Origin of the sequence: Brevundimonas sp. BR2-1 (assembly GCF_037626195.1) — a bacterium.
Lineage (GTDB): Bacteria > Pseudomonadota > Alphaproteobacteria > Caulobacterales > Caulobacteraceae > Brevundimonas.
The window spans coordinates 1111550-1125935 of record NZ_JARKMV010000001.1 but is presented as its reverse complement, the minus strand read 5'-3'; the positions used below and the strand labels follow the sequence as shown (position 1 = coordinate 1125935).

General features: G+C 67.3%; 13 protein-coding genes and 1 riboswitch. Of the genes, 3 read left to right on the top strand and 10 right to left on the bottom strand.

The features are described from left to right. The first annotated feature begins 145 nt into the window (after positions 1 to 145). The gene (locus BrevBR_RS05620; RefSeq protein WP_340000246.1) at positions 146 to 841 is read left to right on the top strand and encodes a TetR/AcrR family transcriptional regulator; all 696 of its coding nucleotides are present in this window, start codon (positions 146 to 148) and stop codon (positions 839 to 841) included. Then, complete coding sequence (locus BrevBR_RS05615) at positions 838 to 1617, top strand: LytTR family DNA-binding domain-containing protein (protein ID WP_332638927.1); 780 nt, start codon at positions 838 to 840, stop codon at positions 1615 to 1617. Before BrevBR_RS05620 ends, BrevBR_RS05615 begins: the two co-directional genes overlap by 4 nt. Here BrevBR_RS05615 and BrevBR_RS05610 read toward each other — a convergent pair. The 6 genes from BrevBR_RS05610 to BrevBR_RS05585 form a co-directional block, all read right to left on the bottom strand. After that, the gene (locus BrevBR_RS05610) at positions 1614 to 3080 is read right to left on the bottom strand and encodes a carotenoid oxygenase family protein (protein WP_340000245.1); all 1467 of its coding nucleotides are present in this window, start codon (positions 3078 to 3080) and stop codon (positions 1614 to 1616) included. The genes BrevBR_RS05615 and BrevBR_RS05610 overlap by 4 nt on opposite strands. Before the next feature lie 13 nt (positions 3081 to 3093). Continuing rightward, positions 3094 to 3495 (bottom strand): DUF2141 domain-containing protein, encoded by a 402-nt coding sequence (locus BrevBR_RS05605; protein ID WP_340000244.1) that lies wholly within the window; start codon positions 3493 to 3495, stop codon positions 3094 to 3096. 159 nt (positions 3496 to 3654) lie between these two features. Continuing rightward, entirely contained in the window at positions 3655 to 4506 is an 852-nt protein-coding gene (locus BrevBR_RS05600; RefSeq protein WP_340000243.1) for a DUF2461 domain-containing protein, read from the bottom strand. A 252-nt stretch (positions 4507 to 4758) separates the two neighbouring features. Further along, positions 4759 to 5211, bottom strand: a complete 453-nt coding sequence (locus tag BrevBR_RS05595; RefSeq protein ID WP_340000242.1) for a hypothetical protein — start codon at positions 5209 to 5211, stop codon at positions 4759 to 4761. Positions 5212 to 5515: 304 nt separating this feature from the next. Next, a complete protein-coding gene (locus BrevBR_RS05590) occupies positions 5516 to 5770 on the bottom strand; it encodes a hypothetical protein (protein ID WP_332638921.1) in 255 nt (84 codons plus the stop codon). Positions 5771 to 5863: 93 nt separating this feature from the next. Continuing rightward, complete coding sequence (locus BrevBR_RS05585; RefSeq protein WP_340000241.1) at positions 5864 to 6235, bottom strand: endonuclease domain-containing protein; 372 nt, start codon at positions 6233 to 6235, stop codon at positions 5864 to 5866. A gap of 87 nt (positions 6236 to 6322) precedes the next feature. On the opposite strand from BrevBR_RS05585, the gene BrevBR_RS05580 reads away from it, so the two are divergent. After that, positions 6323 to 6985 (top strand): DsbA family oxidoreductase, encoded by a 663-nt coding sequence (locus BrevBR_RS05580; protein WP_340000240.1) that lies wholly within the window; start codon positions 6323 to 6325, stop codon positions 6983 to 6985. Positions 6986 to 6991: 6 nt separating this feature from the next. On the opposite strand, the gene BrevBR_RS05575 is transcribed toward BrevBR_RS05580, so the two are convergent. From BrevBR_RS05575 to BrevBR_RS05560, 4 genes are all read right to left on the bottom strand, one after another. After that, positions 6992 to 7252 (bottom strand): hypothetical protein, encoded by a 261-nt coding sequence (locus tag BrevBR_RS05575; RefSeq protein WP_340000239.1) that lies wholly within the window; start codon positions 7250 to 7252, stop codon positions 6992 to 6994. A gap of 383 nt (positions 7253 to 7635) precedes the next feature. After that, positions 7636 to 8685 (bottom strand): DUF262 domain-containing protein, encoded by a 1050-nt coding sequence (locus BrevBR_RS05570; RefSeq protein WP_340000238.1) that lies wholly within the window; start codon positions 8683 to 8685, stop codon positions 7636 to 7638. Between the two features lie 86 nt (positions 8686 to 8771). Further along, the gene (gene thiC, locus BrevBR_RS05565) at positions 8772 to 10601 is read right to left on the bottom strand and encodes a phosphomethylpyrimidine synthase ThiC (protein ID WP_340000763.1); all 1830 of its coding nucleotides are present in this window, start codon (positions 10599 to 10601) and stop codon (positions 8772 to 8774) included. 135 nt (positions 10602 to 10736) lie between these two features. Then, positions 10737 to 10845, bottom strand: a riboswitch (TPP riboswitch). Positions 10846 to 10897: 52 nt separating this feature from the next. Next, positions 10898 to 14320: an autotransporter domain-containing protein gene (locus BrevBR_RS05560; protein WP_340000237.1), complete on the bottom strand. Its 3423-nt coding sequence runs from the start codon at positions 14318 to 14320 to the stop codon at positions 10898 to 10900. Positions 14321 to 14386 lie beyond the last annotated feature (66 nt).

Genomic DNA, 14386 nt, shown 5'->3' with positions numbered 1-14386 from the left:
ACGCTTTTATTCAGCGTTCAATGATTTTCGGGGAACGTAATCTTTTTCAGCCGCCTGTCAAACGGCGCAGCTTGACCGGCGTCAGCCGTGTGCCGACCTGTGGCGCCGTTGCACAGGCGGGCGAATGGGGCCTAGCTTCAGCATCATGACCAAGCTCGAAGCCCCCGCCGCCAGACGTGGACGCCCTCCCAAGGCCAAGGCGGCCGGTTCGGCCGACACCCGCGACCTGATCCTGGACGCGGCCGAGGACCTGTTCTCCAAACACGGCTTCTATGGCGTGACCATTCGGGAGGTGGCGCGCGAGGCGGGGGTCGATACGGCGCTGGTCCACTACTACTTCGGGGCCAAGCGGGGCCTGTTCGACGCCGTGTTCCTGAGGCGGGCCGAGGTCTGGAACAACGAACGGGTCGACGCCATCAACCGCTACGCCCGCGACGCCGGCGAGGGGGGGATGACGCTGGAAGGGCTGCTGGAGGCCTTCCTGCGCCCGCCGTTCCAGTGGTCGCTGAAGGGCGGGCCAGGGTGGAAACACTATTCCGCCCTGGTGGCCCAGACCAACGCCAACCCGACCTTCGGCGGCGAGACCATGGCGCGGTATTTCGATCCCGCGATCCGGCGGCTGATCGAACTGGTCAAGGTGATCATGCCCGGCGCGCGCGAGGTGGACCTGTACTGGGCCTACCATAACCTGTCGGGGGCCCTGACCCTGACCCTGGGCGAGACCGGGCGGCTGGACCGGCTGTCGGGCGGACTGTGCCGGTCGGGGGATCTGGAGAGCGCCTGCGACTATATGGTGCGGTTCGCGGCGGCCGGGTTCCGGGCGGTGTGTCTGTCCGAATGAGCGTGGGCGAAATCCGTTCTGACGTGGTGCGGTTCTCGATCGACCGGGGACTGTTGCGCGGCCTGGGCGTGGCGCTGTCCGCGGGCGTGGTGCTGGCGCTGACAGGGGCGTTCGGCATGGACGGGACGTCGCTGCAGTTCCGGCTGGGGTACTGGCTGCCGGTGATGGTGGGCGGCGCCCTGTGGGGTCATCTGTGTTCACGGCTCGTCGAGCGTTATCTGGATATGGACCGGCGGCCGTGGCTGGCGGTTATCGCTTTGACCCTCGTCATGTCCGGGCCGCTGGCGATCATGGTCTGGATCGTCACGGGCCTGTTCTTCGACGACGACCGGTCGGTGACGCTGGCGCGGCTGCCCGACTTCCTGGGGCCCGTGCTGATCGTGACCGGAGCGTTGAGCGCGTTGAACGTCTTTCTGGCGCGGACGCCGGTGCAGACCCATGCCGCGGCGGCGGGCGCCAGACCTGCGCGCTTTCTCGACCGCCTGCCGTTCAAGCTGAAGGGTTCGGTCATCCGGGCCGTCCAGTCCGAGGACCACTATCTGCGCATCCACACCGATCGGGGCTCGGACCTGATCCTGATGCGGCTGTCCGACGCCCTGACCGAGCTGGAGGGGCTGGAAGGGGCGCAGACGCACCGCAGTTGGTGGGTGGCGAAGGACGCCGTCCGGGGCGTGAGCCGGGGGGACGGCCGGGCCACCCTGACGCTGGAAGGCGGGCTCGAGGCGCCGGTGAGCCGCCGCTACGCCAGGGCCCTGCGCGAAGCCGGCTGGTACTAGCCCTGCCCATGCCAGATTCCGTGGAAGCTGACCGGCAGGGCCGTGTCGGCGCGCCAGCTGGCGATGGGGCCGTCCTCGATCCGGGCGGCGTCCAGCACATGCAGTTCTGATGCGCGGGCGGGCAGGTTGAGGGTCGGCCCGACCAGCCAGCCGTCGTCCTCGGCTGTGCCGCCGGGGCGCGGCACGAAGACCATCTCATCCATCACATGGTCGGCGCCGAAGTCGAACACCCGGGTCCGGCCGGCGCGCCAGTCGGTGATGCCGATGCCGCTGGCGAAGGGCCGGCCCGGGGTTTCCTCGGCCGTGTGCAGGGTGAAGCGGCGCGGAAGCCCGGCGCGGCGCGGGTCGCTGCGCGGAAACTCCGCCACATGATCCGTGCGCTGAAGGTCGGCGGAACCGTCGGCCTTGAGATGCGCCAGCGCCAGCCGGGCCGGCTCGCCGTTCAGCGGCACGCCGTTGAGCATCTCGCTGGCGCCGCGGGCGGCGAAGTCCATGTCGCGGTGGGCGCAGAGGTCGAAACGGATGTCGTCGCCGTCCGACCATGCGTCGCCGAGGTGGAAGAAGCCGAAGGCCGGCAATTCGAAGACGCGGCGTTTCGACAGGTCATCCTTGTCGATCACCAGCACCTGCGTCCCTTCATCAGGCCGCCAGTCGAAGCCCTCGGAGAAGGGCATGGTCATCCGCGCCTGCACCCAGGGCTGGAGCACGATCACCAGGTGGCGAGCGGTGGCGGTGAAGTCGTGGATATAGCTGGCGCGCGGCAGGTCGATCATGGTGGCGGCCTCGAGCTCGCCCGAGGGCGAGAGGCGCCAGACCATGGCCTGCGACCGGCCCATGCCGAGGTTCCAGACGCGGCCGTCCGGCTCGCGGCGCGGATGGGCGAGGAAGGGCATGCCCTTGAGGTCGGGCCGGTGGGTGACCATGCCGCGCGTCGCCAGCGTTTCCGGATCCATGGCCACGGCGGAGCCGCCTTCCCACAGGGCCCACAGGGCGTCGCCAGCCATCAGGACCGAGGTGTTGGCGGCGTTGACGTCGTCGTTGGAGCCGATCTCGGCGCGTGGGTCGCCGACGGTGCCGAAGCCGGGCATGACCATGGCGTCCAGCCGCGTCTCCTGCCGCCGTTTCGGGGTGTCGACGAATCGGGCGGCCAGCTCGGCCCGACCGTCCTGAATGCGGAAGCGTCGGACAAGGCCGTCGCCGTCGAACCAGTGGGCGGCCGACCGGCCGGGCCGGCGGAATTTGGCCGGCCCGTTGCGGTACAGGGCCCCCTCGAGCCCGACCGGCGCCCGGCCGTGGATCAGGCGCATGGCGGTCGGGGCGAGATCGGTCTCGACATCGGCGGTGGCGAGGCCCCAGTCGGTCGCGATCCGCATCGCGGTCATGGCGCGGACCGTTTCGGGGGTGATGACGGCGGCTGACAGGGCCGCGGCGCCCATCAGGAAACTTCTGCGGGAGGCTTGCATCACAGATCTCCGATCAGCGGATGACGATCGTCTGGGCCGTCTCGCCCGAGACGGGGAAGCGGGCGCGGGCCCAGCGGGCAGGGCCCATGTTGCCGACGGCGTTGTTGGAGAAGGCGTAGGGCTCGGTGGGCATGCCGAACGGGTTCTGGTCCATCTCGCCATTGCCGTTGACGTCGTGGAAGGCCTTCACGGCGTAGTCGCCGGCGGGCAGGTTTTCGAACCGGGCCACGACCTCGCCCGAGGCGGGGACGGCCATTCGGGCGACAGCGGGGCCGCCTTCGTATGCGGCCTCCGAGTCGTAGAGAGCGACCATGACGGAGCCGGTTTGGGCGCCGGTCTCGAAGGTCAGGACGACGCTGGACCCGGCGGGGCCGGTCTGGGTCAGGAGCAGCAGGGCGGAGGCGAAAGCGATCATCGCGAGGTCCTTTCAAACGGGGCCCGACGACCGGGCCGTTTCGATGGACCGACCCTGAGGCGGGCCAGGCGGCCTCGCCATGCGGATTGCGGGTTCGGGCGGCCCGCCTTCGCGAACGACAGCAGGTGTTCGTTCACGAAGCGCGGGCGCCCACGCGTCTCAGACCTTGTCCAGCGCCCCCCATCCGAAATGCAGCAGCGGGGTCATGTCGGCGATGAAGCCGGCGAGGGTTTCGGGCAGATCGGGACTCGAAATCTCGGCGCCGGTCAGGGGACGGCGGGCGTACCACTGGGTGCGTTTGAGGGCGCCTTCCAGCGGGCCGCCGGCGTGGTCCTCATACCCCTTGGGCATGCGTTTGACGGCGAGGCCGGGGGCGAGGCGCAGGCCCTTCGACGACAGGTGTTTCTCGATCGCCAGCCAGGCGTCCGGATCGGCGACCATGGCGCGGCGGACGCGCTCGCTGTTCCTGCGGTCGTAGAGGAAGAAGCCGGCCGAGACATAGGGGCCGCGGCCGTGGGCGTCCTCGACGTCGGGAATGCCCGCCGCTCCCGCGGTCGGGTCGGGCGCGGCCTCGGGGGCCAGCCGCGCGCCCGGATGGGTCGAGGGATCCAGCGGGTCGATGGAGTCGTAGTCGAAACTGTCGGCGGTGACGCGCGACCCGCCCTCGGGCTCGATATGGATATAGGCCATGCCGGGCGACATCTTCAGCCCGTCGCGGGTCAGGACGGCCGACAGGTGGGTCTTGTACGGCGCCTTGTTCTTCGAGAAGCGGACGTCGCGGTGGATGCGGAACTGGCTCCGGTTCGGGTCCCCGCCCAGCGCCAGGCCGCGCGCGGCGCAGGCGGTCGAGGCGTCGGCGATCAGGGCGCCCAGGGCGGGCTTGAGCACATCGTCATAGACGGCGCGGTTGGCGGTGAACCAGTCGCGGTCGTTGTGCGCGGCGAGGTTCGACAGAAAGGCCAGGTCGGCGGGGGCGAAGCCGGGGAAGGCGGCGGGCGAGGCGTCAGGCATGGGCCGCACCCTGACCGGTCGCGGCGGCGCGGCGCAAGCCCCGGCGGCGGTCATGGCCGTGTCGGCGCAAAACACGGTCCGGATGGTCCGGATGGTCCGGATCGACGGCCTCGACGGGCGGACGCGAGGCCGTCGCTGCGGGGGTCCGGGGACGGCTTCGGCGGTCATGGCCGTGTCGGCGCAAAACACGGTCCGGATGGTCCGGATGGTCCGGATCACCGGGCCGCGTCACTGGCCGCGTCACTGGCCGCCTCACTGGTTGCGCGCCCGGAAGGCGGCGTTCATGGCCAGCCGCTCGTTGAAGATCCGCCGCGCCTCGGCCTCTCCGATCTCGGCGTGCAGGGCCGCGCGCACGCGCCGCCAGCGCAGGGACTCCATGGCGTCGCCGCGCAGGATGGCGCGGATCATCCGCCGCCCGGCCAGGTCGCGCAGCTGTTCGTTGGACAGCCGCGCCACGTCGCCGCCGACGCTGTCCGACAGGGCCGCGCCCTCGTCGTCGGGGTCCAGCCGTCCGGGCGGCGGCCACGGCTGGTCGGCCCGCCGCCAGCCCTCCCTGGCCGCCCGGTCGCGCAGGGTGGACCGGCCGACCCGGTGCCGCCGGCAGGCCTCGGCGGCCGGCATGCCGGACAGATAGTCGGCGCGCACGGCGGCCCAGACGGAGTCGGGGGCCGAGCGGGTGGGGCGGGGTGTGGGTGCGTCAGGCATCCGTGGGCTTCTCCGCTGTGAGCGGGGAATCATACGGGCGGTCGGGGGCGTGCGAGGCTGGAGGGGGTGCGGGGCGGCGGAAGAGGCTGGATTCGTTGGGGCGGAGCGGTTTTTCAGGGGTGAGGGAAAAAGTTCGCGCTCTATTTTTTGTCGTCATCCCGGGGCGCGCAGCGACCCCGGGACCCAGCGGCGCGCGCGAGCGCGATGTCGAGAGCGCGGCTGCGTCCGGCATCGCCTTCGGCGCCGCTGGGTCCCGGCCTTCGCCGGGATGACGACAGAAAGAGGCGCGCTTCGTTCGCCGCCCTCACTCCGCCCCTTCGACCCGCCCCACGCGCAGGACGCCGACGGTCAGGCGGTCGATGTGGAGGCGGCGGATGCGGGCCTTGCCGATCGCCAGCGCGCCGATGGCCACCGCCCCGATCGCGAGCGAGCCCACCATCAGCGCGCCCAGCGCCAGGGCGCCGACCGCGACCGCCCCGCCGGCGCCCGCGCCGACGGCGGCCTTGTCGACCTTGAGCGCGCGGGGGGCGGGATGGGCAGGGTGGTGGAAGCGTTTCATTGTGTGCTCCAGACCCGGGAAACCTATCCCTTCTCCCCTTGCGGGAGAAGGTGGCCGAGCGGAGCGAGGTCGGATGAGGGGTACGAGGACGCGTCAACCTCTGTTCAACCGGGCGTGGCGCCGCACAGCCTCGAACAACAGCGCGGGATTGGTCAGTACGGCTTCATTCGCGAAACGCAGGACCGTCCAGCCGTTCGCCGTCAGCCACGCATTCCGCTCCGCGTCGCGTTCAAGGCGCAGCGCATGAACGCCGCCATCCCGTTCGACGACCCACCGGATCGAGGGGCAGGCGAAGTCGGCGATGTAAGGCCCCAGGGGCCGCCGAAACTTCAGCCCTTCCAGCCGTCGATCCCGGAGGAATTTCCAGAAGACCGCCTCGGGCAGAGTGGGATCGCTGCGGCCGCGACGGGCGTTCGGTGGGCTTGAGCATAGAGCAAGCTTAACCGTTCGGGATCGGTGTTTCACCCCTCATCCGACCTCGCTCCGCTCGGCCACCTTCTCCCGCAAGGGGAGAAGGGACCTATATGCGGACTCCATCCCCGGAGCCCCGCCATGACCCGCACCCTCCACATCGACTTCGTCTCCGACGTCGTCTGCCCCTGGTGCGTCGTCGGCCTGGGCGGGCTGGAGACGGCGCTGGCGAAGCTGAAGGCCGAGGGGATCGAGGCGGAGGTGCATTTCCAGCCGTTCGAGCTGAACCCGCAGATGGCGCCCGAGGGCGAGAACATCGTCGAACACATCGGCCGGAAGTACGGCTCGACCCCCGAACAGTCGGCGGCCAACCGGGCGATGATCACCGAGCGGGCGGCGGAGGCGTGGCCGGGGTTCGAGATGCGGATGGGGCCGGACAGCCGCATCTGGAACACCTTCGACGCCCACCGGCTGCTGCACTGGGCGGGGACGGTCGGGGCGGCGGAGCAGCGGGCGCTGAAGGCGGCGCTGTTCACGGCCCATTTCACCGAGGGGCGGGTGATGACGGACGCCGGGGTGCTGGCCGACGCGGCCGCGGCCGCGGGGCTGGACCGGGACAAGGCGGTCGAGGTGCTGGCCGACGACCTCTATGCGGAGGAGGTGCGGGCGGCGGAGGACCTGTGGAGGTCGCGGGGGATCAATGCGGTGCCGGCGGTGGTGGTGGAGGGGAAGTGGTTGATCTCGGGCGGACAGCCGGCGGGGGTGTTCGAGGAGGCGTTGAGGGGGATGGCGGGGGAGGGGTGAGGGTGATCAGAGGATGGCGATATTTGCTGCAGCGATTAGGCGATCCGACCAATAGCGATATGCAAACTCGCCGGTAATGGGCTCTTCCCAAAACATGACATCGCTTGGTGCCTCGAACCGCCCTGATCGATAGACCAGCGCCAAATTCCTCGCCTCATCGAGATTCTCGGAGTTAACGTGGGCGGTTGCATTTCGGACGATCTGGAGATGCCGGGCTTCGTCGCTCGCTAACAGCAGTCCTGACGATAGTTGGGCTTCATTAGTCATGGCTAACGCCATTGAAATAAGCCCGATCTTATTTGGGTCCCCCCATGTCGGCTCAAGATGGGAACCGGCAAGCGGTTGAACATTTACCGTGTTCTGATTTCTAGCTGCCCTACTTGCGATCCACGCAATCTCCGCGTCGGACAACGCGGAGTGCGGACTCGTCGTCACTACGCCTCCTTGCGTTTGCGCCCCTGTGACGGAGTGGATAAGCGCAGCGCGGCAAAAGCCGCACCATGACTGCCATTTCTGCGATAGGAATCCTTCTTGTAGGGCCCAACGCTCCCTGCGACCCAAGAATCGGGCCCCCAAGAGGGAGTCATCGGTTTCAGCATCGATAGCTCGCAAGCGTCTCTCCAGAGCCAGCGAAAGCCGTCTCAACCTCACTATGCTAACTGCAAGGCAGTCAGGACATGAGTGAACCGTTGAGTCCGCTGAGTGACCCGGTTCGTGCCGCCCAAGCAACCAAGAACATACTCACGGTAAGGTCCGTCAGTTTCCTTGGCCTCGTGCGATAGGGCTAAAAGCAGCAACCGCTCTTGAGAAGCCCGAGGATTTACCGCGAAGGCGCCTGCGCTTCGAACGCCGTCAACGTTCAATGGAGTCGCGTACCGATTATAAATCAGGGCCGTCACGAGCGTGTAGAAGGCGTAGGGCTTCATCATGAAGCTTCGGCGGAGGTTGGGGAAGTTTTCAGCGATATAACGGATAGCGTCCGTTATCTGAGTTCTGAATTCGTCAGCTTGTGGGAAATTCACATCGTTCGTCGCGTATATTGCTTTAAGAACGGACGGGGAGCTGCTGGTAATTCCATCTTGGGTAAACTGATAAACTTCCGTGATGAGTTCTTGATCTCCCATACGCACGAGCTGTCTATTCGTGAATACCCCAAACTGGATCAGGAATTCTCCGAGATCGTCGGAAAGCCGGTTAGAAAACCACTTGAACGCACCTTGGTAAGCCGAATGACGCTTTTCGGCATCGTTCAATGGCAGTGTGTAAGCGTTCATACGCCTAAACATCTCGACTATTTCGGCTTGGGTCGCATCCCTTATAACGTCTACACTCACGGTGTAAGATAGAAAGGCGCGTTGAACATCATCTTCTAATTGTGTAAATTTCTTTCCGCCATTGCTATGGCCCGGCAGCAAAGCGAATTCATCATTTATGAAGTCAACGATTGTTGTTACACGCTGCTGTCCGTCGACAATCTCTCTTCGCAATCTCATAGGTGCACCATCTTCTCTAGGAAGATGTTCGTAGAAATATATCTTCGGGAAGGGAAATCCACCAAGTATTGTGTCGATGAAGTAGCTACGAGGAGCGCTTGGCCAAAGACCTGCGCCTCTTTGATAATCCCTGTTTACATGCAAATCCCGCCGATCAATCATATCTTTGATTTCGGCGATGCTATAGTTGTTGTCTCGAATTTGCATCTATCGATTCAATCACGTTGAGTTGGCGGTTCTGATGCATCTGCGAGCCGCATCTTCGCGGAGTTTTAGCCCACAAATCTAGTGGCTCAAACCTTCACCTCCACCACCCCGCCCCCGGCCCGGAACTTGGCGCTCATCTCCGCCATCCCGGCCTCCGCTTCCGCCAGCGAACCCCCGGCATCGTTCTGCGCCTGCGCGTCCCGGCGGATGTCCTGGCTGATCTTCATCGAGCAGAATTTCGGGCCGCACATGCTGCAGAAATGGGCGGTCTTGTGGGCCTCCTTGGGCAGGGTGGCGTCGTGGTATTTGCGGGCCGTTTCGGGGTCGAGGCCGAGGTTGAACTGGTCCTCCCAGCGGAACTCGAAGCGGGCGCGGCTGAGGGCGTCGTCGTGCATCCGGGCCGCCGGGTGGCCCTTGGCCAGGTCGGCGGCGTGGGCGGCGATCTTGTAGGTGATGACGCCGTCCTTGACGTCCTGACGGTCGGGCAGGCCCAGATGCTCCTTGGGCGTGACGTAGCAGAGCATGGCCGTGCCGAACCAGCCGATCATGGCCGCGCCGATGGCGCTGGTGATGTGGTCATAGCCGGGGGCGATGTCGGTGGTCAGGGGCCCGAGCGTGTAGAAGGGCGCCTCGTGGCAGTGTTTCAGCTGCTCATCCATATTGGCCTTGATCTTGTGCATCGGCACATGGCCGGGGCCCTCGATCATGACCTGGCAGCCCTTGGCCCAGGCGATCTTCGTCAGCTCGCCGAGGGTGCGCAGCTCGGCGAACTGGGCCTCGTCATTGGCGTCGGCGATGGAGCCGGGGCGCAGGCCGTCGCCGAGGGAGAAGGAGACGTCGTAGGCCCGCACGATGTCGCAGATGTCCTCGAAATGCTCGTAGAGGAAGGACTCGCGGTGATGCGACAGGCACCACTTCGCCATGATGGAGCCGCCGCGGCTGACGATGCCGGTGACGCGGTTGGCGGTCAGCGGCACGAAGGGCAGGCGGACGCCGGCGTGGATGGTGAAATAGTCGACGCCCTGTTCGGCCTGTTCGATCAGGGTGTCGCGATAGACCTCCCAGGTCAGATCCTCGGCGACGCCGTTGACCTTCTCCAGCGCCTGGTAGATCGGCACGGTGCCGATGGGGACCGAGCTGTTGCGGATGATCCAATCGCGTATGTTGTGGATGTTGCGGCCGGTCGACAGGTCCATGACGTTGTCGGCGCCCCAGCGGGTGGCCCAGACCAGTTTGTCGACCTCGTCGTCGACGCTGGAGAGGACGGCCGAGTTGCCGATGTTGGCGTTGATCTTCACCAGGAAGTTGCGGCCGATGATCATCGGCTCGACCTCGGGGTGGTTGATGTTGTGCGGGATGATGGCGCGGCCGCGGGCGATCTCCTGACGCACGAACTCCGGGGTGACGAAGTCGGGGATGCTGGCGCCGAAATCCTCGCCGTCGCGGATGCAGGGGGCGGTCTGCTCGCGGCGCAGGTTCTCGCGGATGGCGACGTATTCCATTTCTGGCGTGATGATGCCGGCCTTGGCGTATTCGTACTGGGTGACGGGGCGGCCCTCGACGCCCTTGAAGACCCTGTGGTTGGAGGTGTCGAAGCGGGGGGCGAGGTTCTTGCCGCTGGCGTGGCCGTTGTCTTCGGGCTTGACCTCGCGCGGGTTCAGCACGGGGGCGATGTCGCCGCGGTCCAGCTGCCAGCTGGATTTGACCAGGGGCAGGCCGCGCTTGATGTCGATGGTCACGGTCGGGTCGGTGTAGGGGCCCGAGGAGTCATAGATGGTCACCGGCGGCTCATTGGCCGACGGGTGGACGGCGACCTCGCGGAAGGGGACGCGGATGTCGGGATAGATCTCGCCGGCGACATAGACCTTGCGCGAGCCGGCGCGTTCGCCGGTCGGGATGGTCCCCGTCTCCTTCATCACCGCCTCGCGGGCGTCTTTCAGGGCCAGATCCACAGTGGGTTCGGCGGGCGTGGCGGGCGGGGTGACGGCGATGTTCATGGCGGCCTCTGGCGTTGAGGTCCGCCGACGTCGGGCGAGGTGGTCCTGTGGCGTGGACCGGAAGCGTACTCATCCCTTCGCCGGCATGACCCGGATCAGGTTCGACGGGTCAGAGGAACACCTCAATCTCAGCCGCTTTGGCGCGACCCCCCGGAGAACGCGCGGAACCTGCGCCCGCCGACCGCGAGGGTCAAGCGGGCGCAGGGCCGTTGGCGTCAGAACCTGACGGAGATGGCGGCGCGGTACGACCGGGTCTCGACGTCGTCGCGGCCCACGGTGGTCTCGGCGGCGACGGTGAAGCGCCAGTCGTTCCGGATGGCTTCCAGGCCGACGCCGACCTCGGCCCAGTCCTTGTCGTCGCCGCCCAGGGCGAAGACCACGTCGGGGCCCACGCCGCCCACGAAATTGGCCCCGAAGCTGGAGGCCGTGTCCGCCCAGCCATGGACCCAGGCCGCGCTGCCGTAGGGGCGGAAGGTCGGCGACAGGCCGGAGACGGCGACGCCCACACGGCTCTCGATCGCCGTGGTGCTTTCGCGCTGGTAGGTCAGGGCCGGACCGCCGCCGGTTTCCGTGGTCGGACCGTAGTTGATCTTGCTGGCCCGCAGCGAGACGCCGGGGGTGACGGAGACCTGTTCGCCGACCGAGCGGAAGCCGAGGCCGAACTCGCCGCCCATGGCCCGGGCGCTGTCCTCGGTGCGCAGGGTGTAGGTGGTCGGGCCGACGGCGACGATCCGGGTGGTTTCGGTGTCGAATTCACCCATGGTGAACATGCCGTTGGCCAGCCAGCCGTTGTCCGCCTGGTGGTTGATGTAGACCGTGCCGAGGAACAGATCGCCTTCGGCGGCCTGGGGCGCGTTCGCCGTCGCGCCGTCCAGGTCGGTGGTCGAGACGCCGAAGCCCAGCATGGTCTGGCGGTTCAGCGCGGTCTCGAGACCGGCGGCGATGTAGAAGCCGTCGAACTCGTCCTCGCCGCCGCCGGGGAGGGCCGTGGTCATCGGCTCGCCCTTGCCGTCCAGATAACCGGCGGCGATGAAGCCGCGCATGTTCTCAGGCAGGACGTCGGGGATGACGATGTCGTCGCCGGGGTCGCCCATGGGCGAACTGACACCGCCGTCCAGAGAGTCCAGCGCGACCGAGGCGTAGTCGATCGGCCGGCCGAGAACCTGCAGCGAACCATCCATCTCGGAGGCCGAGCCGGTCAGGCGGTCGCGATAGAAGCTGGCCATGCCGTCCATGGCCGCGACGCCCATGGAGGTGCGCAGGGTTTCAGCCCTCGGGGCCCAGGATTCGAGCGTGGACTGGATGGAGGCGGCGGACTGGACGTCCAGCGGACCGTAGATGCCGGCGAACTGGGCGTAGGCGGACCGGTTGTCGTCCAGCAACCGGGCGTAGGCGGCCTGGACCGGCGTGCCGGCCACGACGCTGGCGTAGGAGGCGGCGTCGATCTGCACCTGGACCGCGGTCGGGGTGTAGGTGATGGTCGGCCGAAGGATGGCCGAGATCGGCGCGTTGGAGAAGGTTCCGGTGACGCCGCCGGTGGCCGTCACGAAGGTGTAGCTGTTTCCGTAGGCGACCGGGACGCCCGGCATCATGCCGAACGACACCAGGCCGCCGACATTGGCGGCGCCATTGACCACCAGACGGTCCGAGATTCCGTTGGCGCCGAGATTGATCAGCAGGGCGCCGCCCGAAGCCAGAATGACATTGCCGTTGAAGGTCAGGGTCCCGGTCGTGGTCGTCGTTCCCGGCGAGATCACGCCGGCCATGTTGGTGAAGAAGGGCGCGGTGATCGCCCCCGTGCCGCTGAGCCCGCCGGTCATCATGAAGAAGTCGCCGGGCGTGCGCAGCGCGCCGTCGACGTTGAGCGTGCCGGTCAGCTGGGTGATGTCGATATTGCTGAGCAGATCGCCCGTGGTGGTGATGTTCAGCCCGGCGCCCACGCCCGCCATGGTCAGGCGGTCGATGGTGACGGCGGTGTTGAGGGTGGTCGTGCCGTTGGCCGACAGGGTCACGTCGAAATAACGCGGCGGAGTGCTGGTCAGGCGGTCGCCGTCGGTGTTGACCGGCGTGAAATTGGTCGCGCCCGGGAGACCGTTGAGCAAGGTGGCCGCCGGGAGGGCCGCCGTTCCGACGCCGCCGGCGAGCCCGGCCTGGGATTCGGGCACGGCCCGGACGGTTTCATTGCCGCCCAGCCCGATCTGGGCCTCGACCGACGCGTCATCCTCGCCGCCCTCGGCGAGGGATTCGATCGAGACGACGGCGAGGCCGCTGGAGACGCCGGTGCCGATCGGCTTGACCTCGATCGAGGTCGTCCCCGTCGCCACGTCCCGACATTCGCTGACGCCGCCGCTCTGGAAGCACATCTGGCCGAAGCCGTTGGTATCCGGACCCGTGGGGCCCGCGCCGAGGTCGTTGGGCACGCCGTTCACCAACTGACCGTCGGGGCCGATGATCTGGTAGTTCGGGTCGAGGTTGGTCACCCAGTGGGTGGCGTCCGTCCAGTTGGCGTCGCCCGCCAGCGAGGACACATAGTGGTAGGGATTATTGGCCGCGATCCAGTCCCAGTAGAGATAGAGGGGCTGATAGAAGGAGGCGGTGCCGTAACTGTTGGCGGGCTGGCCGTTGAAGAAGCGGGTGTAGCCGCCCGACAGGACGCCGATCACCACGGGTTTGGCGAAGGTGTTGTCCAGGATCAGCGGGCCGCCGGAGTCGCCGCTGGCGGTGATTCCCTCTCGCGGCATGGCGTTGTCGCGCCAGGCGTTGAAGTCGAACGGGCTGGCCTGGGCGGTGCCGCGGCGAGGATCGTCGAAATCGATCCAGTACAGGTTCTGGGGCAGGCCGGAGGGACTGCCGAACAGGAAGCCCTCGAAATCATCCAGGGAGGCCAGGCCGCCCAGCATGTTCTCGGCGATGCGGCGGCGGAAATCGATGCCGCCCGTCGAGCCGGTCGTGCCGGCGCCGTTGTTGCCATAGCCGGAGAGGTTGACGTGATAGCCGGCGCCTGCGGCCGTGATCGCCGGCGCGGGCAGGGCCGAGAACAGCAGCGACCAGCTGGGGATGTCCCTGGCCACGGTGTCCAGCGAGGCCACGGCGATGTCGCCGTACAGGAAGTCGTTGCCCGGCTGGAGGGTGACCGGATTGTAGGCGACAAAGTTCGAATTGTAGATGAAGCGCGAGGTGTTGGTCTGGTGATTGCCCAGCCAGCCAAGGATGGCGCTGTTGCCGGCGGCGTGGTTGTTGTTGGAGAAGCCGAACGAGATGGGGGTTCCGCCCGCGCCATAGGCGTTGGCCGCCCGGTCGTTCACGCAGTGGGCGGCGAAGATCACGGTGCGCGGGTTGATCAGGGTGGCGGTGCACAGGCCAACGAAGCCGCCGCCCTGGTCGATGACCATCTGGCCGACCCCCGTGATGTTCACCGGATCGCGCGCCGTGGTCGGGGTGCCGGGGCCGGCGATCACGATCTGGGGCGCGAGCTCGACCGCGCCGAAGTTCAGAAACCCGCCGGCTGCGGGATCCGGTTCACCGGACCGGGCCAGGGCGGGCGCCGCCGCGGCCGCCAGGCACAGGCCCGCTACGGAGCCGCACAGCAAGCCCTTGAGACCACGCGCGGCGGATAATTGGTTAATCCCGGTGTGCATATCGACCTCCCCCGTCCGATTGAGGCTGAAATGTGCCCACATCCATGCGTCACAAATCAAGAACTT